At 61.9% G+C, this 23,211-nt stretch carries 23 protein-coding genes, 1 tRNA gene and 1 rRNA gene; 7 read left to right on the top strand and 18 right to left on the bottom strand.

Features of this window, described 5'->3' with window-relative positions:
* Window positions 1-9: 9 nt before the first annotated feature.
* From IB265_RS00125 to IB265_RS00095, 7 genes are all read right to left on the bottom strand, one after another.
* Complete coding sequence (locus tag IB265_RS00125) at window positions 10-1,299, bottom strand: CpaE family protein (protein WP_057247729.1); 1,290 nt, start codon at window positions 1,297-1,299, stop codon at window positions 10-12.
* 18 nt (window positions 1,300-1,317) lie between these two features.
* The gene (locus IB265_RS00120; protein ID WP_057247728.1) at window positions 1,318-2,013 is read right to left on the bottom strand and encodes a CpaD family pilus assembly protein; all 696 of its coding nucleotides are present in this window, start codon (window positions 2,011-2,013) and stop codon (window positions 1,318-1,320) included.
* 56 nt (window positions 2,014-2,069) lie between these two features.
* Window positions 2,070-3,617, bottom strand: coding sequence for a type II and III secretion system protein family protein (locus IB265_RS00115; RefSeq protein WP_057247727.1), 1,548 nt, complete (start codon window positions 3,615-3,617; stop codon window positions 2,070-2,072).
* A 10-nt stretch (window positions 3,618-3,627) separates the two neighbouring features.
* The gene (cpaB, locus tag IB265_RS00110; protein WP_057247726.1) at window positions 3,628-4,437 is read right to left on the bottom strand and encodes a Flp pilus assembly protein CpaB; all 810 of its coding nucleotides are present in this window, start codon (window positions 4,435-4,437) and stop codon (window positions 3,628-3,630) included.
* 118 nt (window positions 4,438-4,555) lie between these two features.
* A complete protein-coding gene (locus IB265_RS00105; protein ID WP_057247725.1) occupies window positions 4,556-5,068 on the bottom strand; it encodes a prepilin peptidase in 513 nt (170 codons plus the stop codon).
* A 111-nt stretch (window positions 5,069-5,179) separates the two neighbouring features.
* On the bottom strand, window positions 5,180-5,359 hold the full coding sequence (locus tag IB265_RS00100; RefSeq protein ID WP_057247724.1) for a Flp family type IVb pilin: 180 nt from the start codon (window positions 5,357-5,359) through the stop codon (window positions 5,180-5,182).
* Window positions 5,360-5,393: 34 nt separating this feature from the next.
* Entirely contained in the window at window positions 5,394-5,579 is a 186-nt protein-coding gene (locus IB265_RS00095) for a Flp family type IVb pilin (protein ID WP_057247723.1), read from the bottom strand.
* A gap of 256 nt (window positions 5,580-5,835) precedes the next feature.
* Here IB265_RS00095 and IB265_RS00090 point away from each other — a divergent pair, with 256 nt between their 5' ends.
* The 7 genes from IB265_RS00090 (at window position 5,836) to IB265_RS00060 (ending at window position 11,374) form a co-directional block, all read left to right on the top strand.
* Window positions 5,836-6,249: a pilus assembly protein N-terminal domain-containing protein gene (locus IB265_RS00090; RefSeq protein WP_057247722.1), complete on the top strand. Its 414-nt coding sequence runs from the start codon at window positions 5,836-5,838 to the stop codon at window positions 6,247-6,249.
* Between the two features lie 115 nt (window positions 6,250-6,364).
* The gene (locus IB265_RS00085; RefSeq protein ID WP_057247721.1) at window positions 6,365-6,988 is read left to right on the top strand and encodes a TadE/TadG family type IV pilus assembly protein; all 624 of its coding nucleotides are present in this window, start codon (window positions 6,365-6,367) and stop codon (window positions 6,986-6,988) included.
* A gap of 59 nt (window positions 6,989-7,047) precedes the next feature.
* Entirely contained in the window at window positions 7,048-7,587 is a 540-nt protein-coding gene (locus IB265_RS00080) for a TadE/TadG family type IV pilus assembly protein (protein ID WP_057248219.1), read from the top strand.
* A gap of 144 nt (window positions 7,588-7,731) precedes the next feature.
* Window positions 7,732-8,952 carry a phosphopentomutase gene (locus tag IB265_RS00075; RefSeq protein WP_057248218.1) on the top strand — a complete coding sequence of 407 codons (1,221 nt, stop codon included), beginning with the start codon at window positions 7,732-7,734 and terminating at the stop codon, window positions 8,950-8,952.
* The gene (locus IB265_RS00070) at window positions 8,949-9,917 is read left to right on the top strand and encodes an adenosine deaminase (RefSeq protein ID WP_057247720.1); all 969 of its coding nucleotides are present in this window, start codon (window positions 8,949-8,951) and stop codon (window positions 9,915-9,917) included. Before IB265_RS00075 ends, IB265_RS00070 begins: the two co-directional genes overlap by 4 nt.
* A gap of 114 nt (window positions 9,918-10,031) precedes the next feature.
* Window positions 10,032-10,661, top strand: coding sequence for a uracil phosphoribosyltransferase (gene upp / locus IB265_RS00065; RefSeq protein ID WP_057247719.1), 630 nt, complete (start codon window positions 10,032-10,034; stop codon window positions 10,659-10,661).
* 188 nt (window positions 10,662-10,849) lie between these two features.
* On the top strand, window positions 10,850-11,374 hold the full coding sequence (locus tag IB265_RS00060) for a TIGR02281 family clan AA aspartic protease (RefSeq protein ID WP_057247718.1): 525 nt from the start codon (window positions 10,850-10,852) through the stop codon (window positions 11,372-11,374).
* Here the strand turns inward: IB265_RS00060 and deoA are convergent.
* From deoA to rrf, 11 genes are all read right to left on the bottom strand, one after another.
* Window positions 11,367-12,683: a thymidine phosphorylase gene (gene deoA / locus IB265_RS00055; protein WP_057247717.1), complete on the bottom strand. Its 1,317-nt coding sequence runs from the start codon at window positions 12,681-12,683 to the stop codon at window positions 11,367-11,369. The genes IB265_RS00060 and deoA overlap by 8 nt on opposite strands.
* Window positions 12,680-13,486 (bottom strand): purine-nucleoside phosphorylase, encoded by an 807-nt coding sequence (locus IB265_RS00050; RefSeq protein WP_057247716.1) that lies wholly within the window; start codon window positions 13,484-13,486, stop codon window positions 12,680-12,682. The genes deoA and IB265_RS00050 overlap by 4 nt, the downstream gene beginning before the upstream one ends.
* The gene (locus IB265_RS00045) at window positions 13,483-13,875 is read right to left on the bottom strand and encodes a cytidine deaminase (protein WP_034805117.1); all 393 of its coding nucleotides are present in this window, start codon (window positions 13,873-13,875) and stop codon (window positions 13,483-13,485) included. The genes IB265_RS00050 and IB265_RS00045 overlap by 4 nt, the downstream gene beginning before the upstream one ends.
* A gap of 4 nt (window positions 13,876-13,879) precedes the next feature.
* Complete coding sequence (locus IB265_RS00040) at window positions 13,880-14,851, bottom strand: ABC transporter permease (RefSeq protein ID WP_057247715.1); 972 nt, start codon at window positions 14,849-14,851, stop codon at window positions 13,880-13,882.
* Between the two features lie 4 nt (window positions 14,852-14,855).
* The gene (locus IB265_RS00035; protein WP_057247714.1) at window positions 14,856-15,989 is read right to left on the bottom strand and encodes an ABC transporter permease; all 1,134 of its coding nucleotides are present in this window, start codon (window positions 15,987-15,989) and stop codon (window positions 14,856-14,858) included.
* Window positions 15,986-17,521 (bottom strand): ABC transporter ATP-binding protein, encoded by a 1,536-nt coding sequence (locus tag IB265_RS00030; RefSeq protein ID WP_057247713.1) that lies wholly within the window; start codon window positions 17,519-17,521, stop codon window positions 15,986-15,988. Before IB265_RS00030 ends, IB265_RS00035 begins: the two co-directional genes overlap by 4 nt.
* Before the next feature lie 245 nt (window positions 17,522-17,766).
* Window positions 17,767-20,037, bottom strand: coding sequence for a heavy metal translocating P-type ATPase (locus tag IB265_RS00025; protein ID WP_057247712.1), 2,271 nt, complete (start codon window positions 20,035-20,037; stop codon window positions 17,767-17,769).
* A 93-nt stretch (window positions 20,038-20,130) separates the two neighbouring features.
* Window positions 20,131-21,549 (bottom strand): coniferyl aldehyde dehydrogenase, encoded by a 1,419-nt coding sequence (locus IB265_RS00020; RefSeq protein ID WP_057247711.1) that lies wholly within the window; start codon window positions 21,547-21,549, stop codon window positions 20,131-20,133.
* Window positions 21,533-22,246, bottom strand: a complete 714-nt coding sequence (locus tag IB265_RS00015) for a lysoplasmalogenase (RefSeq protein WP_057247710.1) — start codon at window positions 22,244-22,246, stop codon at window positions 21,533-21,535. The genes IB265_RS00020 and IB265_RS00015 overlap by 17 nt, the downstream gene beginning before the upstream one ends.
* A 527-nt stretch (window positions 22,247-22,773) precedes the next feature.
* Window positions 22,774-22,850, bottom strand: a tRNA-Met gene (locus tag IB265_RS00010).
* A 256-nt stretch (window positions 22,851-23,106) separates the two neighbouring features.
* Window positions 23,107-23,211 (bottom strand): 5S ribosomal RNA (gene rrf, locus IB265_RS00005); the annotation flags it as partial.

The raw sequence follows: 23,211 nt of genomic DNA, 5'->3' as shown, positions 1-23,211 counted from the left end.
ATGTCCAGTCTATTTCCTGCCGAGCGCGGCAAGCACCTTTCCAAGTCCGCCGCGCCGAGCCTTCTTCATCGTTACCCGGCCGGTCAAAAGATGCGCGAGCTGTGAGAACGTTTCAGCCGCCGGCGCCTTCTTGTCGATTTCCGCTATCATCCGTCCGCTGTTCGAAGCGTTGCCAAATAGGGCCGCGTCAAAGGGAATGATGGCCGCCGCTTCGGTTTCCAGCGAATCGCAGAACTCGCTCGCCGTAATCTCCGGACGCTTCGGCATCCCGACCTGGTTCAGAACCAAGTGGGGCGGTTTGTCGTTTGGACGCAGCTTCTTCATTGCATCGAGCAGGTTCTTGGTATTGCGCAGGCTGGCGAGATCGGGGATCGCGGTAATCACCACTTCGTCGGCTTCTCCGAGCACGGCGCGGGTCCAGTCCGTCCACAGATGCGGAAGATCGAGTACGGAAACGGGGGCGCTGCGCTGCAGGATCTCCAGGATCGGGTGGAACGCACCGGTCTCAAAATCATAGGCGCGGTCCAGCATGGAGGGGGCGGCCAACAGCGACAGGTGGTCGGAGCATTTGGTCAGCAGCCGGTCAAGGAACACCTCGTCCAGGCGCTCTGGCGCAAACACCGCTTCGGCAATGCCCTGCGGCGGATCCTGGTCGAAATCGATGTTGGCCGTGCCATAGGGAAGGTCGAGATCGGCGAGAATGGTCTCGGTCGAGAAGAGGCTGGAGATGCCCCAGGCGCAATTGTGCGCGATCACCGACGAACCGCAACCGCCCTTTGCACCGATGAAGGCGATGCTTCGGCCCAGGGGCTCGGCATCCGGGTCGACGAAGATCGCCGAAACGGCGGTGAGAATGTCCGGCATAGACACCGGTGCGACCATGTATTCCGAAATGCCGTTGCGGATGAGCTCGCGATAGAGCCCGATATCATTGTGTTTGCCGACGAGAATCACCTTGGTGCTCGGGTCGCAGACCTCTGCAAGCGGCGTAAGCTCGGCCAGTAGCGACCGTGGTTCGGTCGATGTTTCAAGGATGATGAGATTGGGGGTAGACACGGTCGCGAACATGTTTGCGGCCGCGTCGATGCTGCCGCTGTTGATGCGCAAGCTGACCTTGGCCATGCGCCGGTCCCGCCCGCAACGCTCCATCAGCTGCTGCATTGCATTGGTTTCGCAGAATGCGTGGATCGAGATCCGCGGTAGCGGGCGGACTTGCTCCAGATCGCCCGTGCGCACTTGGTCGAAGAAAGGCTCGTCCCCCTCGCCGCCGGTGCCGATCTTATAATCGATCGTGTTCATTTCTTCATCCCGCCGCTATCAGTTGAAGATGACGACCGGGCCGTCGCTCTTGTCGGTTCCACGCCAGTCCTTGATCACCTGGCCACGCTGTTCCGCGTCGATCGGCGACGTCTGGCGCGGGCCGAGCAGGTCTGTCGGATTGGCGATCTGGGCGGCCAGGTTCGATTGCGAGGCGCAACCGAAATTGTAATAGTTCTTGTTTTCCAGTGTGTTGAGGTTCAGATCTTCCGGCCAGGTGCCGCAAGGCGCGGTCTGGGCGGTAATCGCAACGTAGCTCAAGCGGATCGGTGCCGCGTCTCCATAAGGTCCGGCGTCGTAGCTCGTTTCGAGCAGACGTTTGGCGGGAATGCCCGCAGCAACCAGGACGCCGCGGATTTCCCTGCGCATCGCTTGCGCAGCATGGCTGTTGGCCGCGCCGCGCGGCATCATGATCTGCACGACGCCGCTTGCCGAATTGCGATAGTCGGAAGCGAACCCGGCGATAACATCGCGCGTGCCCTGGGTCAGGCGACGGTCGCCCGATGCGATCGGGATGTCGATGGCGCGTTCGCCTTCGGCGAGCACGATCGGATGTCTCGTGCGATAGTCGTCCGGAATCGAGCCAGTAGCGAGATTGTCCTTTGTCCCGCAGCTCGCAAGAAAGATACCAGCGATGGCCAGCATGGCCACGCGGCTCGTGCATCGCATGAAGGCGCTGGATGTGCTCAGGGGCATGGCAGTCGGCCTTTCAGAATTCTGGTGGGAACCGGTTCGAAGCGTCATGACCCGACCTATTTGTAGATGAAGCCGACATTGCCGTGGTAACGCCCTGCCGGAGCGGCCGCCTCCGGCCGCCCGTAGATGCGGTTCACGCGGCCAAGGAAGTAGCTGTCGAGATCATTGGCCGGATTGAAATTGTCGTCAGGCCGGGAGATCGCGCTTCTGGCGACAGGACGGACAAGATAGGGCGTCGCGATGATGACGAGCTCGGTTTCGTTGCGCACGAAATCCTTGCTGCGGAAGAGCGTTCCGAGGATCGGGATCTTCGAAGCACCCGGCAGGCCGGACATCGCCTGGCGAATATTGTCCTGAACCAGGCCGGCGATCACGATCGAGCCGCCGGAAGGCAACTCGACGCTGGTCGAAGCTTCGCGCCTGCGGATGCCGAGAAAGGTATTGCCAGGAATCTTGCTCGTGCCGTTGCCAGTGACGACGGATCCCTCATAGGTGGGCTCAGAGACATTCGTCTCGATCTGCAGGCTGATGCGTCCCGGTCCCAGGACAACAGGCTTGAAGTTCAGGCGGATGCCGTATTCGACGTCGTTGACTTCGCGCGTGACCCTGTTTTCGCCGGTCTGATCGTCGGTCGTGACTTCCTGGGTTCCCGACAGGCGAAACTGACCGCCGACATAGAACTTCGCCTCCTGACCAGAAATCGCCGTCAGGCTTGGCTCGGCCAGTGTCCGCATCACACCCGCCTGCTCCATCGCGTTGATGTAGCTGGAGATCATCGTGCCGCCGACAGACTTGTTGATCACGGCGTTGACACCAACGCCGATCGCATCCCCGAGGTTGGCCGGATTGCGGAAACCGATGCCGCTTTCGCCGTCGCTAACACGGCCGTTGAAACCGAGCTGCTTCAGCACCTGGCGGCTGACTTCGGCCACCGTGACCTTGAGGTTGACCTGGTCATCGCCGTCGATCGTCAGGAGGTTGACGATCTGCGAAACCTGGCGATCTTCAGCGAAGATGTCGGCATCGCCATTGTTGCCCTGGGCGGTGATGTTGCGCGTGGTCGCCTCGCCGCCCTGGAGGAAGGCCTTCGCAAGGTCTACGGCACGGGTGGAATCGAGCGGCGTTCGCACGGTTCCGGTCAAGACGATGTTGTCCGAAATGATCTCGACATTGATGTCGGCGTCCGGAATGAAGCGACGCAGATTGGACTGGAGATTGGCGATATCGCGCTCGACTTCGATGTCGAGGCTGACGATCTCCTCGCCATTGGGGCCGAAGACGAAGATGTTGGTCTGGCCGACGGATTTGCCGAAGAGATAGATACGCCGTGAGGTGCGCGTCACTGCGTCCGCCAGCGACGGGTCCGCCACGAGAATGTCGTGCGCGTCCGCCGGCAGGTCGACGACCACGGCCTTGTTTAAGCCGAGACTGACCTTCTTCTTGACGCCTGGGCCGCTTTCAACGATCCGCACGACGGAGGAAGCAGCGGCGAGTGCGACCGTCGGCGCCGGCAGATACATGCCGGTAAACGCCAGGCAGAATGATAGGCCGGCTGCGACAGACGCCCGAAATGTGTTTCCGCTCCGTTTCACCTTATGCCCCATTCTAGCCTGGTTACTGCTGTGTCTGGCCGAGGGCGCCATCGCTCTTGACGATGGACCCGGATTTGATGACCTGAATGCTCGGCTGACCGTCGCCGCTCAATAGATAGTCTGCGGCGTCGGTGTCGGATTCCTGTGCATCGGCGACGCTTCGGAGCGCCAATGAAATGCGCTCGGCCATCTGCTGCGCCACTGTCATTACTTTCGACTGGTCGGGCGTCAGCTCCAGCGTGGCCGTGGTTCCGACCACGGCCTTGGTGCCGTCTTCCTTCTCCTCGACCTGCTGGTCGATCGCCAGAACACGCACGTTGCTGAGCACGGTTTCGGTCAGGTAGAGTTCGCCATCGCCCTTGCGGACCATGATGACGTCGACACGGTCATTCGGAAGGATGAAGCCGCCGGCACCGGTAGCGACGGTGATTTCCGTCGCGACGGCGCGTTTGCCCGCCGGCAACAGCGACGACATGATGCGGTTGGACGAGTCTGCGACCTTTTCGTGACGGACCGGCTCGCCGTTGAAGATCGGCAAGCGAACGACGGCTCCGGTGAGGTCGTCGATTGCCGACGGTTGACTTTCGTCGGTGATCAGGCCGTCAACCAAACCGTCCTTCGGCCAGGCCATCCACTGGATGGAATCGCCGGCCAGGCGCGATCCGACAGGCAGGCTCTTGCTGGCAACCAGGACGTTGACGGTCGGCGCCCGCTCGATCAGAGGCTCGGCGGCCAACGGCGCAGGTGCGCGCGTCAGTTTCATCGCCAATAGACCAGCCATTGCAGCCGACAGAACGGCCACCGCCAGTATTATGATGCGAACCGGTTTCATGATCGTTTCCGAGCCCCGAAGAATTGCCAGGATCAGATTGATCAGGAATTGGTGTAATTATAGTTAACGGATTACTTATGAGGAGAGTTAACGAAAGGTGATGCCCCGCGCTTGAGCCTTAAGAAAGGCGCGCAAAGACCGCCTCCATAAGCGGCGAAGCCGGATAGGCAACAAAGCCACCGAGCGCGATTGCCACGCCGTACGGAATTTTCTTGGCCGTCAGCAAGAGCTGCGGAACGGGGATGCCACTCGCCAGTATCGTGTTTTCCTGCCGGCGCAACATCAGGATGGCAAGCGTCAACAAACCTCCAAAAATGGAAACGTAGAGCAGAAAAGCGGTCAACGACGGGGTGAATCCGAACCAGATGGCGCTGGCTGTCAGGAGCTTGGCGTCGCCGCCGCCCATCACGTTTGCAGCAAACAGGCCGAAGCACACGGCAAAGACAACCAAGGCCGCGGCCACATGCTGGCCGATCTCCCCGAGATCGAGTCCCGCCAGCAGCGCCACGACAAAAAAGCTGCCCAGAAGCACTACCGAAACGCGATTGGGAATCGTCATGGTCAGCAGGTCTGAAAAGGCTGCAAACGCCAGGCAAAAGGGAAAAACCACCAAAATAGCAGCCTCAGTCATGGTTCCTGCCTCCAAGATGAGCGCACGCAATCTCCGATTCCCCGTGGGGCTCCAGATAGAAATGGAGCCGCTTTTGCAGCGGCTCCATTTGTTCCTTGCAAGACCGGTTCATTAGATCTTGCCGCTCGTCGCAATACTCGATCCGATTGCATTGAGCGCGGAATCGAGCGTATTGCCAATCGTGGTTGCGCCGGCAATCAGGGCCGCGGAAACGAGCACCGCGATCAGACCATACTCGATGGCGGTCGCACCACTGTCATCCCGCTTCAGGCGACGGAAAATCTTCGCCATGCGAATCTCGCCTCGCTTGAACCGGTCAGACCGATTAGAGCTTACCAGTCGTGCTATCCGTGAGCTTTCCGCCCAGGCCGTCGAACGTGGTGTTGAGCGCGTCGCCCAGGGTGCTTGCGCCAGCAATGAGGGCAACCGAGATGAGGGCGGCGATCAGGCCGTACTCGATAGCGGTCGCGCCGGACTCGTCCTTCATCAGACGGGCAAAAATCTTCTTCATGATGATTCTCCTACTTCGCGTTTGTTGTTCAGCACTTCCGCCAACTGTTGCCGTTGATCGGATGGCCTCAAACTAGTCCTGGCGCATTTCCATCGACTTAAAGAAGGCGGTTACCGACAGGTTAACGACGCATCCCTGATTTTTGGGTAAACGAACAGAAAACGGCGCGGGGCCTATCCGGTCTCGAAATCATGGATTTAACGGTTCATTCACCAAGACGGGTGAGTATGGCGTGAACCCACCTCAAGGACCCGCCATGACCATGCCATTCGCGACCGGCCGAGCCGCCCTGTTTGCTTTCGTGATCGCATCGCTCGCCCCGGTGGTCGCCGCTGGCGCAGAGAACGACATGATGCGCGTCTATATGGATCACGCGCGCGTGCTCAAACTCGATCGCCCGGTCAGCAAGGTCATCATCGGCAATGCCGAAGTGGCAGACGCCACGGTTGCCGACGCCCGAACCATCGTCATCACCGGCCGCAATTTTGGCACGACCAATCTGGTCATCCTCGACCAGGATGGAAACGCCATTGTCGATGAGCGGATTCTGGTGTCGATCGATGAAGGCAACACCGTGCGCGTCTACAAACAGACGTCGCGCACCGTGCTCTCCTGTACGCCAAATTGTGAACGACACGCGGAACGTAAAACCACAGGTAGCACCAACTGAATTTTATGGGTTTCGACCCGCGATTCGTTAAAATGCACATGATTTGCGGGAACGAAATATCAACGGTTGCTCCATAATCTTCCGCCCGTCTGGCGTAACATGATGGGACGGCACAATGAGCAGCGAGCAGGCAATCGAACGTGCGAGCGGGCCTGATATCAGGCGAAAAGGCATTCTGCGCCGCTTCATCCGCAACCGCAAAGGCACGACGAGCATCGAGTTCGCCATCCTCGCGCTGCCCTTCTTCGTGGTGATTTTCGCCTCACTCGAAACCTTTGCCGCCTTCTACGGCGACCAGCTCCTGGCGAACGCAACGGAGACGATGGCGCGCAAGGTCCGTACCGGCCAGATTACCTTCCAGCGGGGGAAGGCCACGGATATGACTCAGGCGCAGTTTCGCCAGGCCTTCTGCAATGAAATCTCAGTCCTGATGAAATGCTCCGCCACCGAAGCAAACCAGCCCTCGCAGTTCTACCTGGATGTCCGGGCGGTCTCGGATCTCAGCACGTTTCCTGTGAACATCCCGCGCAAGGCCGGCTCGACCGATATTGATACGGGCGACTTCAAGTTTGCCCCCGGCGGTCCGGGTACCTTCAACGTGGTGCGTGCCTACTATCGGTGGAGCGTGATCACCGACCTCGTCAGGCCGTTCGTCACCAACTTGCGGCCCGCCGGCGCGAGCATGCCGAAGGACTATCTCATGGTGGCAACCGCCACCTTCCGAAACGAGAGCGAGTGAGGTTTGCCGTGAAGCAGATTGCGAAGCAAAAGATCCTGCGCCTTCGGGCGGTTTCTGCCATGTTTCACGCGCTGCGGCGGGACAAACGCGGCGTCGGAGCCGTTGAATTCGCGATCGTCGCACCCTTGCTGATCATAACCTATCTCGGTGCGTTCGAGCTTTCGGTCGGTTTTACGGTCGCAGGCAAGACGGCCCGCGCCGCAAGCGCCGTCGCCGACATCATCGCACAGCAATCGGAAGTCAACAAAGCCTTCCTCGCCAAGGTGCCGAATATCGCAAAGAGTATTCTCGAACCCTATGGGAACGCGAACTACACACTGAAGATCACCGGTATCGAGGTCTCAAGCACCAATGAGGGGACCGTCATTTGGTCGCACGATCAGGCCGGCGGGGTTCCCTACAGCGTGAATTCGAAGGTCACCCTGCCCGGCCAATTCACGGCCAACAAGTCCTTTGTCATTCGCACGGAGCTGACCGTGCCGCACGAGTTGCTGCTCTACGCTCCGAGCCTTCAGGCCACTGCGAAGACGATAGACCTCTCCAAGACGGCCTACTTCCACTCGCGTCTCGCCCAAACTATAAAATGCACTGATTGCTGATCGGGCACTGATCCGGCGCAATTGCATTGCGCCGTGCGCAGCGCTATCCCTTCGGGATTGTGCGTGGCGCGCGCCTCCGGCGTCGTCGCGTTCTTCCAGAAGCTTTCGGAGCGCGATGCGAGCGCTTCCGCTGTCAGGTGCATCATGGCGCGTGCGTTTCTATTCGTTCTCGATTCCTTCGGCTTAGGCGGCGCGCCGGATGCCGAAGCCTACGGTGACCTGGGCGCCAACACGCTCGGACACATCGCGGAGTTCTGCGCCGCCGGCGCCGCAGATCGGGTTGGTTTGCGAGAAGGGCCGCTCAATCTGCCGAACATGTCCGCCCTTGGCCTTGTTCACGCAGCAAAGCTCGCCAACGGCACGATTCCCAAGGGCATGCCGGTGCCCAATCGGGTCTATGGTGCCTTTGGCGCCGCCAGCGAAGTCTCGCGCGGCAAGGACACGCCCTCCGGGCACTGGGAAATCGGCGGCACGCCGGTCATGTTCGATTGGGGTTACTTTTCGGCTGAAGGCGATGCCTTTCCGCCCGAGCTCGTCGAAACCATCTGCCGCGAAGGCAACATTCCCGGCATCCTCGGCAATTGCCATGCTTCCGGCACCGACATCATCGCCCGCCACGGCGAGGAGCACATGCGCAGCGGCAAGCCGATCTGCTACACCTCTTCGGACTCGGTCTTCCAGATCGCGGCGCATGAGCAGAGCTTCGGGCTCGATCGCCTGCTTGAGCTTTGCCAGACGGTCCGCCGCCTGGTCGACGACTACAATATCGGCCGGGTGATCGCCCGCCCCTTCGTCGGCACCAGCCCGCAGACTTTCACCCGGACCGGCAATCGCCGTGACTATTCCGTGCTGCCGCCGGAGCCGACGATCCTCGACCGGCTGACGGAAGCGGGGCGCACGGTTCACGCGATCGGCAAGATCGGCGACATCTTCGCCCACCAGGGGGTGACGAAGCTGACGAAGGCCGACGGCAATATGGCGCTCTTCGACGCAAGTCTCGCGGCCATCGACGAGGCCGAAGACGGCAGCCTGGTCTTCACCAATTTCGTCGATTTCGACATGCTCTACGGCCATCGCCGCGACGTCGCCGGTTACGCGGCAGCACTCGAAGCCTTCGATGCGCGCCTGCCGGATCTCGACCGCCGCCTGCAGCCCACCGACATCGTCATCCTCACGGCCGATCACGGCTGCGACCCGACTTGGCGCGGCACCGACCATACGCGCGAGCGGGTGCCGGTGCTGATGTTCGGACCGTCGCTGCGCAGCCGCTCGCTCGGCGTCGCCAACACCTTCGCGCATATCGGCGAATCCGTCGCCAAACATCTCGGCATCGCGCCGGGCCATCATGGGAGAAGCCTCATTTGACCGCGCATCTGAAGAAGGCGGAGCTGCATTGCCACATCGAAGGCGCGACGCCGCCTGAGCTGGCTTTAGCTCAGGCCGAGAAGTATGGCATCGACACCAGCGCGATCATCCGTGACAGGGCCTATGTCTGGGAAGACTTCACCAGCTTCGTGAAATGCTACGACGCCATCGCCTCGCTGTTTCGGACCGAGGAAGACTACGCACTGCTCGCCGAAGCCTATCTGACGGAGCTTGCCGAAGCCGGCACAATCTACAGTGAAATCATCGTTTCGCCCGACCACGGCAACACGATCGGCCTGGGCGCGAAGGCTTACCTTGAGGGCCTTGCCGCCGGCATGGAAGCCGCAAGGCAGAAGACCGGGATCGAATCGCGCATGCTGATCACAGGCATTCGCCATCTCGGCCCGGAGTCCGTAATCAAGACCGCAGAATTCGCGGCCAGGCGGGAGCATGCGCTCGTCACCGGCTTCAACCTCGCTGGCGAAGAACGCATGCACAACGTGGCCGATTTTGCCCGCGCCTTCGACATTGTACGGGACGCAGGCCTTGGCCTGACGATCCATGCGGGCGAGCTCTCCGGCGCCTTTAGTGTGCGCGACGCGCTTGACCACGTGCACCCCTCGCGCATTAGCCATGGCGTTCGGGCGATCGAAGACATGGATCTGGTGCGGCGCCTTGCCGATGCCGGAGTCGTGCTCGAAGTCTGCCCCGGCTCCAACATCTCGCTGCAGGTCTTCCCGGACTTCGCCTCGCACCCATTGCGGGCACTTTACGAGGCAGGCGTGCGCGTCACGCTCAATTCCGACGATCCGCCGTTCTTCCATACGTCGCTCGCTCAGGAATACGACATCGCCTCTGCGGTGATGGGCTTCACCGACGAGGAGATCAACCGCATGACCCGCACGGCGATCGAGGCCGCCTTCGTCGACGAACCGACGCGCCAGCGGCTGCTCGCGCGGATCTAGGAACCGCCGCCATCCGTCGGCTGGGGATGACGTTCTCCGGCCGGCCAATACCCTTGCGGCGACGACGCATTCCATGGAAAAAGGACGGATACAAAAAATCCGGAAAGGTGAGCCATGAACGGCGTTACAGTGATCGATCATCCGCTTGTGCAGCACAAGCTGACCATCATGCGCAAGAAGGAGACCTCGACCGCAGGTTTCCGCCGGCTTCTTCGCGAGATCTCGACGTTGCTCTGCTACGAGGTCACGCGCGATCTCGAACTGACGATGGAGCGGATCGAGACTCCGCTGCAGGTAATGGACTCGCCGGTCCTCGAGGGCAAGAAGCTTGTGTTCGCCTCGATCCTGCGCGCCGGCAACGGGCTGCTCGAAGGCATGCTCGAGCTGGTGCCTTCGGCCCGCGTCTCGCACATCGGCGTCTATCGTGACCATGAGACGCTGGAAGCGGTGGAGTATTACTTCAAGGCGCCGGAAAGCCTGTCCGAACGCCTCATCATCGTCGTCGACCCGATGCTCGCCACCGGCAATTCGTCGATCGCAGCGATCGACAAGCTGAAGGAGCGCGGCGCCAAGAACATCCGCTTCCTCTGCCTGCTGGCCGCTCCCGAGGGCATCCGCAATTTCCAGGGCGCACACCCGGACGTGCCGATCTACACGGCCTCGATCGACAGCCACCTCAACGAACTCGGATACATCATGCCCGGCCTCGGTGACGCGGGCGACCGCATGTACGGCACCAAATGATTTCCTGATCCTTAACCAGGATTGCAAATCCGTGAGAAAGCCGCCGGTATCCGGCGGCTTTTTTATGTCGTCTTAGGCGTCATGCGGTCTACTGCTCCATAGCGATCGCGCCTCCTTTTCGGGCGTGCAGACCGGTCTCCGCAGCAATTTGCGTTTGCTGCATCCGATGCCATTGAAGGGTGATGTCCATGCTCGTCCGTTTGCTCGCATTGGCAGGTTTGGCCGCACTTGCAGCCATGGTGGTTCCGCACTTGGCAACGACCGCCTTGACGCAAGGCGGTAACAAGACGGCTGCCAAGGAAGCTGCAGCCCCGCCGACGACCACGGCAAAGTATGCGGCGGGGCGGAGCGTTGTGCTCGACGCCGATGGCAGGGGCCACTTCTTTGGCACTTTCCGCATCAACGGCCGCAGCGAGCGCGGCCTGGTCGACACCGGCGCCAGCAGCATCGCCATCAACCTTTCGACCGCACGCCGGCTCGGCATTGCACCAAGCACGCTTTCCTTCACGGCTCGCGTCAATACTGCCAATGGTGTCGTCGAAGGGGCTCCGGCGATGCTGAACCGTATCGAGATCGGCGGCATATCGGTACGCGACGTTCAGGCACTGGTGCTGCCGGACAAGGCGCTCTCCGGCACGCTTATCGGCATGACGTTCCTGAACCGGCTGTCGTCCTTCCGCGTCGAGGACGGTGCCCTGCACCTCGTCAGGTGATTTTCGCGAGAATCGGCGAACGCTTCGTCGGCTCCATATCATCGATCGTATAGAGTTCGTGCAGACGCCGACGGGCTACGTCCGCAGCATCCCGATCGGCCGCATGAACAAAGGCAATCAGGTCGCCCTTCTCGATCCGCGTACCGAGCGGCTTCAGCGCATCGAAGCCGACCCGATGATCGATCCTGTCATCCGGATGCGACCGTCCGCCGCCGAGCGCAATGACAGCCATGCCCAGTTCGCGGGTCTCACAGGCTGCAAGATAGCCGGACTGCTTCGCTTCGACCGGCAAGATGACCGGCGCACGCCCGAGATAGGCCACCGAGCGCTCGACGAAATCCGTCGGGCCGCCGAGCGCGTGCACCATTTTTCCGAAGCATTCGAGCGCCGCCCCGCTTGAAAGCGCCTTGCGCGCCAGCGCTTCGCCCTGTTCGGCATCACCAGCGACGCCCCCCGCCACCAACATTTCGGCAGCAAAGGCCAGGACGACCGTTTCGAGCCGAGTGCCCTTCTTCTCGCCCCGGAGGAAGGCCAGGCAATTTTCGATCTCCAACGCGTTGCCGGCGGCATCGGCTAGAGGTTCGTTCATGTCGGTCAGAAGCGCCGAGGTACGAACGCCGGCGCCGTTGGCGACATCGACCAGCGAGCGCGCAAGCACCTCCGCTTCCTTGGCATCGCTCATGAAGGAGCCATTGCCGAGCTTGACGTCGAGCACCAGCGACTGAAGGCCGGCGGCCAGCTTCTTCGACAGGATCGAGGCCGTGATCAGCGGCACGGAATCGACGGTCGCGGTCACGTCGCGGATCGCATAAAGCCGTTTGTCGGCCGGAGCGAGGTTCGCCGTCTGGCCGATGATTGCGCAGCCGATCTCGTCGACTGTCCTGCGGAATAGCGCCGCCGACGGCTGGATATCGTAGCCGGGTATCGATTCGAGCTTGTCGAGCGTGCCGCCCGTATGCCCGAGCCCGCGCCCCGAAATCATCGGCACGGCAAGGCCGCAGGCGGCAACGATCGGCGCCAGCATCAGCGAGACGTTGTCGCCAACGCCGCCGGTAGAATGCTTGTCGGCGATCGGGCGACGGATGGTGCTCCAGTCGAGTGTTTCGCCGGAGTCGCGCATCGCGAGCGTCAGCGCCACGGTCTCGTCGCGACTCATGCCGGAAAACCAGACCGCCATGGCGAAAGCGGCAACCTGCCCTTCGGAGATGGAGCCATCCGACAGGCCGCGGACGAAATCCGCGATCTCGGCTGGAGCGAGGCGTTCGCCGTTGCGCTTGCGCCTGATTGTTTCCTGCGGAAGCATCGTCACCCGCGCACCGCGTCGGCTGCGATCATGTCGGCGAGGATCGCGGCAAGCCGCTTGCCACCAACCGGCGCCATGTCCTTCGTCTCGTGATGGCTGATCTCGCCCCCGGTCATGCCGGCGCCGAAATTGGTGATCACCGAAGCGGCGACGACCCTCAGCCCGAAGAAACGGGCGAGAATGACCTCCGGAACCGTGGACATGCCGACGGCATCGGCGCCAAGGATGCGGGCCATGCGGATCTCGGCCGGCGTCTCGAAACTCGGGCCGGAGAACCACATATAGACGCCGCCAAGAAGCGGAATGCCGAGGCGTTCGGCACTCTCCTGCATTCTTCCGGCGAGCTCGGCATCATAGGCATTGGTCATGCCGACGAAGCGATCGTCGCTTTCCACGCCGATCAACGGATTGAAGCCCGAATAGTTGATGTGATCGGAAATCCGCATCACCGATCCCGGCGGCAGATCCTCCCGCAGCGATCCGGCGGAATTGGTCAGCACCAGGCACTCGATGCCGAGTTCCTTCAGGGTTTCCAGCGGCAGGCGCATCGCGTTGGCGTCGCCCTGTTCGTAATAATGGACTCGGCCGGAAAGCATGACAACAGGAACGCCCGAGAGCGTTCCGGCCACGAGTTCGCCGGCATGGCCGGAGACGCTGCTGACCGGGAACCCCGGTATGTCGGCATAAGAAAGCCGCAGCGTTTCGTCCACGGCATCGACCAGCGAGCCGAGCCCGGAACCAAGCACGATGCCATAGCGCGGCGAAAGGCCGCCGAGCCTGGATTTCAGCAGTTCAGCGGCGGCGGTCATCCGAGGATCTCGGTCTCGAAGCTGTGCGGCAGAAGGTCCGACAGCGCCAGGGTCTTTTTCACCCCGGTCTCGTCGCACAGGAAGATGCGCGTGCTGGCGCCGGAGAATTCCGCCAGCCGCTGCCGGCAGCCGCCGCAGGGCGGGCAGAGCGCCAGCTTCTCGGCAATGACGGCCACTTCCATGATCTTGCGCTGGCCGGCCATGACCATATGGCTGATGGCGGTGGTCTCAGCGCACCACCCTTCAGGAAACGACAGGTTCTCGATGTTGGCGCCGGTATAGATCTTGCCGTCTTCGGCGCGGATCGCCGCGCCGACCGGAAACTTCGAATAGGGCGCATGCGCCTTGGCCATCGCGTCACGCGCGGCCTCGAACAGTTCTTTTTCCATGGTTCTAGCGCTCCTTGACATAGGGGACGCCGCCGGCCTTCGGCGGGATGGCCTTGCCGATAAACCCGGCGAGCAGGATCACGGTCAGAATGTAGGGCAGCGCCTGCATCAACTGCACCGGCACCTGGCCGATCAGCGGCAGCGGATTGCCCTGAAGGCGGATCGCCAGCGCATCGAGGAAACCGAAGAGCAGGCAGGCCAGCATGATGTTGAACGGCCGCCATTTGGCAAAGATCAGCGCCGCCAACGCGATATAGCCCTTGCCAGCGGTCATACCCTTGACGAAGCCGGCGGTCATCGCCAGCGACAGATAGGCACCGGCAAAGCCGCAGAGGATGCCGCAGCAGATAACTGCGCGATAACGCAGCCAGAGAACCGAGATGCCGGCCGTGTCGACCGCGCCCGGGTTTTCGCCGACGGCGCGTAAGCGCAGGCCGAAGCGGGTGCGGTAAAGGATCCACCAGCTGATCGGCACCATCGCGAAGGCGACATAGGTCAGAAGGAAATGGCCGGAAAGCAGGTCCGAATAGATCGGGCCGAGGATCGGAATCTCCCTGACGCTGTCGGCATAGGGGAAGGTGATCGTCTGGAAACGGGAACCTTCCCCGAGCGCCGGCGTGCGGCCGCCCTGGCGGAACCAGGCTTCACCGAGAATGACGGTCGAGCCGGCGACGATGAAGTTGATCGCGACACCGGAGACGATCTGGTTGCCGCGCTGGGTGATCGAGGCGTAGCCGTGCACCAGCGACAGCGCGATCGAGATCAGGATCGCCGCAAGCAGCCCCATCCAGACAGACTGGGTGACCGCAGCGACGGCGCCGGCGGCAAAGGCCGCACCAAGCATCTTGCCTTCAAGGCCGATGTCGAAAACGCCGGCGCGCTCGGTGAAGAGCCCGGCAAGGGCTGCGAAGATCAGCGGAACGGAAACACGGATGGTGGACTCGAGAAGCACCACGATGACGTGGAAGAAATCCATGGCTTCAAGCTCCCTTGGTCTGCGTCACGACGGCTGCGCGGCGGCTCTGCATCGTAAACAGCCGGGTGATTGCCGGCCGGAACATGTTTTCGAGTGCACCGGCGAAGAGAATGACCAGGCCCTGGATGATGACGATCATGTCGCGCGAGATCGACGGCATTTCAAAGGAGATCTCGGCCCCGCCCTGATAGAGCATGCCGAAGAGCACCGCGGCCGGGATGATGCCGGCCGGATGCGAGCGGCCCATCAACGCCACGGCGATGCCGACGAAGCCTGCACCTTGCACGAAGTCGAGCTGCATGCGCGCCTGTTCACCCATGATCGGGTTCAGCGCCATCATGCCCGCGAGACCACCCGAGATCATCATGGTGATAACGGTGATGCGGCTCTCGCTCATGCCCGCGTAGCGTGCCGCCGACGGGCTGTGGCCCATGGTGCGCATTTCGTATCCGAGCTTGGTACGCCAGATCAGCAGCCAGACACAGAAGGCCGCAACGAGCGCCAGCAGGAACGAGACGTTGAACGGCGCCGTACCGACATTCAGTCCGAAGATCGCAAGCAGCCAGTCGAGCTTCGGCAATTGCCCGCCTTCGGCGAAGGTCCGCGTCTGCGGCGCCATGGAGCCGAGCGGCTTCAGGACGCGTGTCAAGAGATAGACCATCAGGCTCGACGCGATGAAATTGAACATGATGGTGGTGATGACGATGTGGCTGCCGCGCTTGGCCTGCAGCCAACCGGGCAGGAAGGCCCAGGCCGCGCCGAAGAAGGCGGACCCAAGGATCGCCAGCGGGAACACCACGAACCAGGGCATCGTCTGATCGAGCCAGAGGCAGGCGAGCGCCACGCCAATGCCGCCAACATAGGCCTGGCCTTCGCCGCCAATGTTGAAGAGGCCGGCATGGAAGGCGACGGCGACGGCAAGACCGGTGAAGATGAAGGTGGTGGCGTAGTAGAGCGTGAAGCCCAAATACTCGCCTCGGCCGAAGGCACCGTTGATCAGATGATAGGCCGCTTCCAGGGGATTTTCGCCGACGAGCAGCACCACGAGGCCGGCAACGAGGAAGGCGACCGCGAGGTTGATCAGCGGGATGAGGCCATATTCGACCCAGCCCGGGAGCTTAGCATAAGGGGTGCTCATTCTGCGGCCTCCTTGCGGCCTTCTACACCGGCCATCAGGAGGCCGAGTTCGCCCTCGGTCGCATCAGGATCGCGCTCGCCGACGACACGGCCGGCGAACATGACCAGAATGCGGTCCGACAGGGCGCGGATTTCATCGAGCTCGACGGAGACCAGAAGGACAGCCTTGCCCTGGTCGCGCATCTCGATGATCCGCTTATGGATGAATTCGATGGCGCCGACATCGACGCCGCGCGTCGGCTGACCGATGATCAGCACATCAGGCCCGCGCTCCATCTCGCGTGCCAGCACGATCTTCTGCTGGTTGCCGCCGGAGAAATTCGCGGTCTTCAAGCGTGGGTTCGGCGGGCGGATGTCGTATTCGCCGATACGCTTCTCGGCGTCCTTGCGAATCGCATCAACGTCGAGGAAGACGCCGTTGAGATAGCGCTTGTCATGGTGATAGCCGAGGATGGCGTTTTCGCATTCTTCGAACTTCAGGACGAGGCCGACATGGTGGCGGTCTTCCGGAACATGGGCGAGACCACGATCACGCAGCTCGGAGGGGTCGGCGCGCCCGGTGACATCGATCGGTTTGCCGTTCAGGAGCACGGAGCCGGAAACGGCGCGGCGGATGCCGGAGATCGCTTCCAGCAGTTCCGACTGGCCGTTGCCGGCAACACCGGCGATGCCGACAATCTCGCCAGCCCGCAGATTGAACGAGACATTGTCGACCATGGTAACCCCACGGCCATCCTTGACGGTCAACCCCTCGACGGCGAGCTTGACCTCGCCGGGCTTGGCTTCGCCTTTCTCCACACGCAAGAGCACGCGGCGCCCGACCATGAGCTCGGCGAGCTCTTCGACCGACGTTTCGGCCGTCGTGCGGGTCGCCACCATCTCGCCGCGGCGCATGACCGAAACCTCGTCGGTGATCGCCATGATCTCGCGCAGCTTGTGGGTGATCAGAATGACGGTCTTGCCCTGGCTCTTCAATTGCTCGAGCACGCGGAAGAGGTGATCGGCCTCGGCCGGCGTCAAGACGCCCGTCGGCTCGTCCAAAATCAGGATATCGGCCCGGCGATAGAGCGCCTTCAGGATCTCGACGCGCTGCTGCAGACCGACCGGCAACTCCTCGATGACGGCGTCCGGATCGACTTCCAACGCGTATTCGCGCTCCAGCCGTTTCAACTCGACGCGCGCCTTGGCAATGCCCTTGTTGAGGATCTGGCTGTCCTCGGCGCCAAGCATGATGTTTTCCAGAACAGTGAAGTTCTCGACCAGCATGAAGTGCTGGTGGACCATGCCGATGCCGGCTGCGATCGCCGCGTTCGGATCACGGATGGCAACGGGTTTGCCGTCGACGAGGATCTCGCCGCTGTCGGCCTGATAGAAGCCGTAGAGGATCGACATCAGGGTCGATTTCCCCGCACCGTTTTCGCCAATGATGCCGTGGATCGTCCCTTTGCGGACCTTCAGATTGATGTTCTTGTTGGCGTGGACCGGGCCGAAACTTTTGTCGATCCCACGCAGTTCGATGGCAATATTGTCCATATTGGCCTTGCGATCCCCAAACTGGCCCGCTTCGGCATTCTTCCCAGAAACCGTGCCGGCGATTTTTTTACCATTTGGTATAAGTTTATCATCGATTTTTCGGGGCGGAAGCCCTCAATCGAGTTCTCCTTATACTCTCACCAGATCGCTGGTGAGAGTCCAGCGTGAATATACACAGGCACCTGGACGCGAAAAACCGGCGACACCATGTGCCGCCGGTCGTCTTTTTGAGGCATTTTAGCTGTTCAGGCGGCTCGCACGGGCCGAAGCAGACGCAGAGCATTCATGGTGACGAGCACGGTGGCGCCGGTGTCGGCCAGGATAGCCGGCCACAGGCCGGTGACCCCAATGATCGTCGTCACCAGGAAGACGGCCTTCAGGCCAAGCGCGATGGTGATGTTCTGGACGATGTTGCGCATCGTCGAACGGGACAGCCGGATCATCGCCGCCACATCGCCCACCCGTCCATGCAGGACCGCCGCATCCGCGGTCTCGAGCGCCACATCCGTGCCGCCGCCCATCGCGATGCCGATATCGGCGGCCGCCAGCGCCGGCGCGTCGTTGATGCCGTCGCCGATCTTGGCAACGTTGAAGCCCTCGTTCTTCAGTTCACGGACGATCCGCTGCTTGTCCTCGGGCAGGAGCTCGGCGCGAACCTCCATGCCGAACTGGCGGCCGATTGCTTCCGCCGTGCGGCGGTTGTCACCGGTCAGCATGACGACGCGCAGACCAGCATCGGTCAGCGCCTTGACGCCGGCGGCCGCATCCGGCCGCGGCTCGTCGCGCATGGCAATGGCACCAGCAATCACGCCACCGGCTACCAGCACCGAAACCGTCTTGCCTTCGTCGTTGAGCGCCGAAACACGCGCCGTCTCAGCCGCCGTTATCGGTGCCCGCTCAGCGGCCGCCTTCGGCGAGCCGAAGAACAATGCGCCACCCTCGACTGACCCTTCGAGCCCCTTGCCGCCGACCGCATTTACGGTCGCGATATTGGGGACGACAAGGCCGTCAGCCGCGCTCCGCTCCAAGATGGCACGGGCAAGCGGATGGCTCGATCCCTGCTCAAGTGCCGCCGCCAAGCGCAGAACCTCGGTCTCCGATCGGCCGAAGCCGACAATGTCGGTCACCCTCGGCTTGCCTTCGGTGAGCGTGCCGGTCTTGTCGAAGGCGGCGGCGGTCACCTTGCCGACATTCTCCAGCACTGCGCCGCCCTTCATCAGCAAACCGCGCCGGGCGCCAGCCGAAAGGCTGGCAGCGATCGCGGCTGGCGTCGATATAACCAGAGCGCAGGGGCAGCCGATCAGGAGGATGGCGAGGCCCTTGTAGATCCATTCATCCCAGGCGCCGCCCCAGAGAAGCGGCGGTAGCAAGCCGACCAGCGCCGCAACCACGACGACACCTGGCGTATAGTACCGCGAGAAACGGTCGATGAAGCGCTCGGTCGGCGCCTTGCTTTCCTGTGCTTCCTCCACCAGGCGGACAATCCGCGCGATGGTGTTGTCCGCAGCAGCGGCCGTCACTCGCACGCGCAGCGCACCGGAACCGTTGACGGTGCCCGCAACGACGGTGTCGTCGACCTCCTTGCGCACCGGCGTGCTCTCGCCGGTCACAGGCGCCTCGTCGACAGCACTCTCGCCAGAAAGCACCACGCCGTCGGCCGGAATGCGGTCGCCGGGACGAACGAGAATGACAGCGCCGACACTGAGCGTCTCGGCGGGAACTTCGTCCAGCCGGCCCTCCCGCTCGACGAAGGCGGTCTTTGGAACGAGTGCTGTCAGCGACTGGATGCTGGCGCGCGCCTTGCCGGCCGCTACGCCCTCCAGCAACTCGCCGATCAGGAAGAGCAGCACCACCATCGCCGCTTCTTCGGTCGCCCCGATGAAGACCGCGCCAACGGCAGCGATCGTCATCAGCATCTCGATCGAAAACGGCGTGCCCATGGTGGCAGCGGCAAGGGCGCGGCGCGCGATCGGCAACAGGCCGACCAGCATGGCCAGCGTGAAGATCCAGGGCTCTGTGGCCGGAACCATCTTGCCGACCGCATAGGCTGATATCAGCGCCAGGCCGCTGGCGATCGTCAGCTTGCCCTTACCCGATTTCCACCACGGGCCGCTCGCCGGGCCATGGTCATGGCCATGAAGGCCCATTGCCGCAGCCGCTGCGTTTTCGCCCTTCTGTCCGGCGTGGCCCTCACGGTGATGATCGTGGTGGTCGTGGTGATGCCCATGATCATGGTCATGGTCATGGCCGGAGCACACATGCGCTGCTTTCCGTTCCAGCGTCTGGCCAGCATTGATCGGATGCAGACGATAACCCAGCTTTCCGACTTTGCTGACGATCGATGTCGCGAGATCATTCTCATCGGCAAATTTTACCGACATCGTGCCTGCCGATACGGAGACCGAAACGTCCTCGACGCCTGACAGCCTGCGTACCGCCGTATCGATCTTGGTCGCGCAGGATGCGCAATCCATGCCTTCGACGCGATAACGGGCTTCTCGAATAGTGCTCGCCATGACCTGCTCCTTGCAATCTTGAAGCAAGGCTACGACCTCTAGCAACTAGAGCTACAAGGCGAAATTGCAGCGCGCATGCAGTATTTTTGGCAGCTATCGCGAAAGGAAGCGGATCACCCAGTCGGCGATGCCTTTATAGGGCGGTTTCACCAGGTCGCTCGGCGCCGGATCGTATTTCCGCAAGATCGGCATTGCCTTGGAGAATGTCAGGAATCCGTCGCGCCCGTGATAGTGTCCCATGCCGCTGGCGCCGACGCCGCCGAAGGGCAGGTCGTTGCAGCCGAACTGGTAGAGCGTGTCGTTGATGCAGACGCCACCGGCGACGACGCGCGAGAGCATGGCTTCGATTTCGGCCTCGCTGCGCGTGAAGCAATAAAGCGCCAGCGGACGGTCATGGCCGAGCACATGGCCGATCGCCGCGTCGATCGAAGCGTAGCTGACAACAGGCAGGATCGGGCCGAAGATCTCCTCGCCCATGACGGCGCTGTCGCGATCCGGATCGAGGATGACTGTCGGCGGGAGAAAGCGTGGGCGTCCGGGCGCGTCCTGTGTCCCATCGAGAAGCGGGACCACCCTGTGGCCGCGCCGATCGGCATCGGCGATCAGCCGTTTCAGACGTTCGTGCTGGCCGGCATTGACGATCTCGGTGTAATCGTCGAAGCGACGCTTTGCCGGATAACGCGTGGCGATTTCCTGCTTCAGCAAGTCCACGAAGGCATCGCGTCTGCTCTCATGTATCAGAACGTAGTCGGGCGCGATGCAGGTCTGTCCGGCATTGAAGAACTTGCCGGTCGTAACACGCCTTGCGGCTTTTGCGAGATCGGCGGTTTCTCCGATGATCGCCGGCGACTTGCCGCCGAGCTCGAGCGTTACTGGCGTCAGGTTTTGCGCGGCTGCCGCCATCACCTTGCGCCCCACGGCGGTGGAACCGGTGAAGAACAGATGATCGAATGGAAGAGCCGAGAAACTGGCGGAAAGCTCGGGGCCGCCAAGCGCGACCGCCACCCGCGACGTGGGAAAGACCTCGGCGAGCAGCGACCGCAGGAACTCTGCCGTTTTCGGCGTATGCTCCGAGGGCTTCAGGTAGACATGGTTGCCAGCAGCAATCGCCGCGACAAGGGGCGCGAGCGCCAGATTGATCGGGTAGTTCCACGGCGAGATGATGCCGACGACGCCAAGCGGCACGAAGCGCACTTCCGCCTTGGCCGGCCAGAGCTTCCATCCGGCCTTCCGCCGCTCCGGACGGACCCACCGCTTGAGCTTCGCCAGCGTGTGGTCGATCTCCGAGAGCACGACGCCGCCTTCGCCGAGCAGCGTTTCATGCCGGGCGCGATGGCCGAAATCCGCATTGATCGCTTCGCACATCTCGTCCTTGCGGGCGCGCAGCCGATCCTTGAGCCGGCTCAGGTCGTCACGTCGTTGCTCGGTCGTTGGACGCTGCTCCAGCCATGCGCCACGCAGCCGGTCGAAGGTGGAGCGAAGCTGCGCGGATGAATTATCGTTTGCTGTCATGGGCTTGCGTCGAACGGGCGAAGAAATACTGGGCGGCATAATAGGTGCCGAGCACCCAGAGTGCGTTGTAGGGGATCTGCCAGCGGAAGCGGCCATAGGCAAGCAGCGTGTCGCTGATCATGAACAGTAGGCCGCCATAGGCGGCAAACCGCGCGGTTGCCTGCGCCGGCGTTCCCAAGAACTGCCTTAGGCGGCAAATGGCCTGGGCGGCCATGGCGCCGAGCGCCAATGCGTAGATGATGACTGGGATGCGCATCTCCGGCGGCAGGGACGTCCAGAGGCCAGCGACGACGGCAAAGGCGACCAGGGCGAAAGCACCGAACAGCCCGGGATGGGCCGCAAATTTGGCATCGCGGGTGAGTGCGAAGATGTAGGCGCAATGGGTCAGCAGGAAGCAGATCAACCCGGCGAGGAAATAATCGCCGGGCAGCATCAGAAACGTGTCGCCGGCCGCGGCAAAAAGCAGGCCGATGGCGACTGCCATGCCGTAGGTGCGTGACGAGGCCGGGCTGTTGCGCAGGACCACGACGAAAAGCAACAAGGTCGCCGTCGGCTTCGTCAGATAGTGCAACCAGCGCCAAGGGGACTCGTCTGAAGCGGCAAGCAGACTGCCGAGGATCGCCAGTCCGGCGCAAACGAGAAAGAGTGCGTAGACCAGTCGGGTTCGCTCGATACCCAAAGTCCCCTGATAGGCCATGCTCGCGAATCCCCCCGCCATTTTCGGAGCCTGGTGCGACTCCCTTTTGATTATGGCGATAGTTTCTATTTTCGAGAGCTTGTCCAGCTGCATCGCGCAGAGCGGGTGCCTGGAGGGGCCGATCAGCAGGATGTGCTTCGCTGTCGTGCACTCTGCCCATACGCTTGCTTCTACTTGCTTAGCCACCCAGCGACGTCAGGTTTCATTGGTCAAAACACAACAATCGCCGCTGGCTAGAAGGGGTTGGTCAAGTGTCTGGCATCGCGTCGCGGTTTGCCGTTTCAGCGCGCTTTATGCTTGCGGGCGTGGTGGTTTCGCGTGGTGACGGTGGTTTTGGTGGTTGAGAAACGCCAAAAAAGCCCGGCGGATTTCTCCGCGCGGGCTTTTGGGATGTTTGGTTGCGGGGGCAGGATTTGGAGTTTTCTGTCCCGCTGCGTCGGCTTTTGCTTGTCTGCGGGCCCCTGACGAGGCGTTAAATCCTCGACCCGTTACCAACAAAAAAGCCCGCTTGAAGCGGGCTATTTTATTGGTTGCGGGGGCAGGATTTGAACCTGCGGCCTTCAGGTTATGAGCCTGACGAGCTACCGGGCTGCTCCACCCCGCGCCATCGCGGTAAATCCCTATGGGATTTATCCGCTCTTTCCGGGTTTTGCCGAAGGCAAAATCCCGTTTAGTCCGGTCCGAGTTTTGCGAAGCAAAATCTCGTTGTTTGTCTGTGCCGAGCAAATCCGGAAGGATTTGTCTCGTGTTATCCGTGTCGATCCTAGCAAAACAAAAGGGCCGCTTGGTGGCGGCCCGTTTTCGGCAGGGCCGAAGTGTGTGTCGAGAAGATTTCGGTTTGTTTCTCTTGCGTTTTGCAGACCTGGCAGCGACCTACTCTCCCGCGTCTTAAGACGAAGTACCATCGGCGCTGGGGCGTTTCACGGCCGTGTTCGGAATGGGAACGGGTGCAGCCACCCCGCCAG

It is taken from the genome of Ensifer sp. ENS10 (assembly GCF_014852025.1).
GTDB lineage: Bacteria > Pseudomonadota > Alphaproteobacteria > Rhizobiales > Rhizobiaceae > Ensifer.
The sequence above is the reverse complement of the archived record's forward strand: the minus strand, read 5'-3'. Positions and strand labels throughout refer to the sequence as shown.

Coding starts and splice junctions, on each gene's coding strand:
- IB265_RS00025 (WP_057247712.1), bottom strand. CDS start 20,037: ATGGCGAGCACTATTCGAGAAGCCCGTTATCGCGTCGAAGGCATGGAT.
- IB265_RS00060 (WP_057247718.1), top strand. CDS start 10,850: ATGCTCGTCCGTTTGCTCGCATTGGCAGGTTTGGCCGCACTTGCAGCC.
- IB265_RS00075 (WP_057248218.1), top strand. CDS start 7,732: ATGGCGCGTGCGTTTCTATTCGTTCTCGATTCCTTCGGCTTAGGCGGC.
- IB265_RS00020 (WP_057247711.1), bottom strand. CDS start 21,549: ATGACAGCAAACGATAATTCATCCGCGCAGCTTCGCTCCACCTTCGAC.
- IB265_RS00050 (WP_057247716.1), bottom strand. CDS start 13,486: ATGACCGCCGCCGCTGAACTGCTGAAATCCAGGCTCGGCGGCCTTTCG.
- IB265_RS00035 (WP_057247714.1), bottom strand. CDS start 15,989: ATGAGCACCCCTTATGCTAAGCTCCCGGGCTGGGTCGAATATGGCCTC.
- IB265_RS00100 (WP_057247724.1), bottom strand. CDS start 5,359: ATGGCGAAGATTTTCCGTCGCCTGAAGCGGGATGACAGTGGTGCGACC.
- IB265_RS00095 (WP_057247723.1), bottom strand. CDS start 5,579: ATGAAGAAGATTTTTGCCCGTCTGATGAAGGACGAGTCCGGCGCGACC.
- IB265_RS00030 (WP_057247713.1), bottom strand. CDS start 17,521: ATGGACAATATTGCCATCGAACTGCGTGGGATCGACAAAAGTTTCGGC.
- IB265_RS00015 (WP_057247710.1), bottom strand. CDS start 22,246: ATGGCCTATCAGGGGACTTTGGGTATCGAGCGAACCCGACTGGTCTAC.
- IB265_RS00115 (WP_057247727.1), bottom strand. CDS start 3,617: ATGGGGCATAAGGTGAAACGGAGCGGAAACACATTTCGGGCGTCTGTC.
- IB265_RS00045 (WP_034805117.1), bottom strand. CDS start 13,875: ATGGAAAAAGAACTGTTCGAGGCCGCGCGTGACGCGATGGCCAAGGCG.
- upp (WP_057247719.1), top strand. CDS start 10,032: ATGAACGGCGTTACAGTGATCGATCATCCGCTTGTGCAGCACAAGCTG.
- IB265_RS00080 (WP_057248219.1), top strand. CDS start 7,048: ATGTTTCACGCGCTGCGGCGGGACAAACGCGGCGTCGGAGCCGTTGAA.
- IB265_RS00085 (WP_057247721.1), top strand. CDS start 6,365: ATGAGCAGCGAGCAGGCAATCGAACGTGCGAGCGGGCCTGATATCAGG.
- IB265_RS00090 (WP_057247722.1), top strand. CDS start 5,836: ATGACCATGCCATTCGCGACCGGCCGAGCCGCCCTGTTTGCTTTCGTG.
- IB265_RS00105 (WP_057247725.1), bottom strand. CDS start 5,068: ATGACTGAGGCTGCTATTTTGGTGGTTTTTCCCTTTTGCCTGGCGTTT.
- cpaB (WP_057247726.1), bottom strand. CDS start 4,437: ATGAAACCGGTTCGCATCATAATACTGGCGGTGGCCGTTCTGTCGGCT.
- IB265_RS00120 (WP_057247728.1), bottom strand. CDS start 2,013: ATGCCCCTGAGCACATCCAGCGCCTTCATGCGATGCACGAGCCGCGTG.
- IB265_RS00040 (WP_057247715.1), bottom strand. CDS start 14,851: ATGGATTTCTTCCACGTCATCGTGGTGCTTCTCGAGTCCACCATCCGT.
- IB265_RS00125 (WP_057247729.1), bottom strand. CDS start 1,299: ATGAACACGATCGATTATAAGATCGGCACCGGCGGCGAGGGGGACGAG.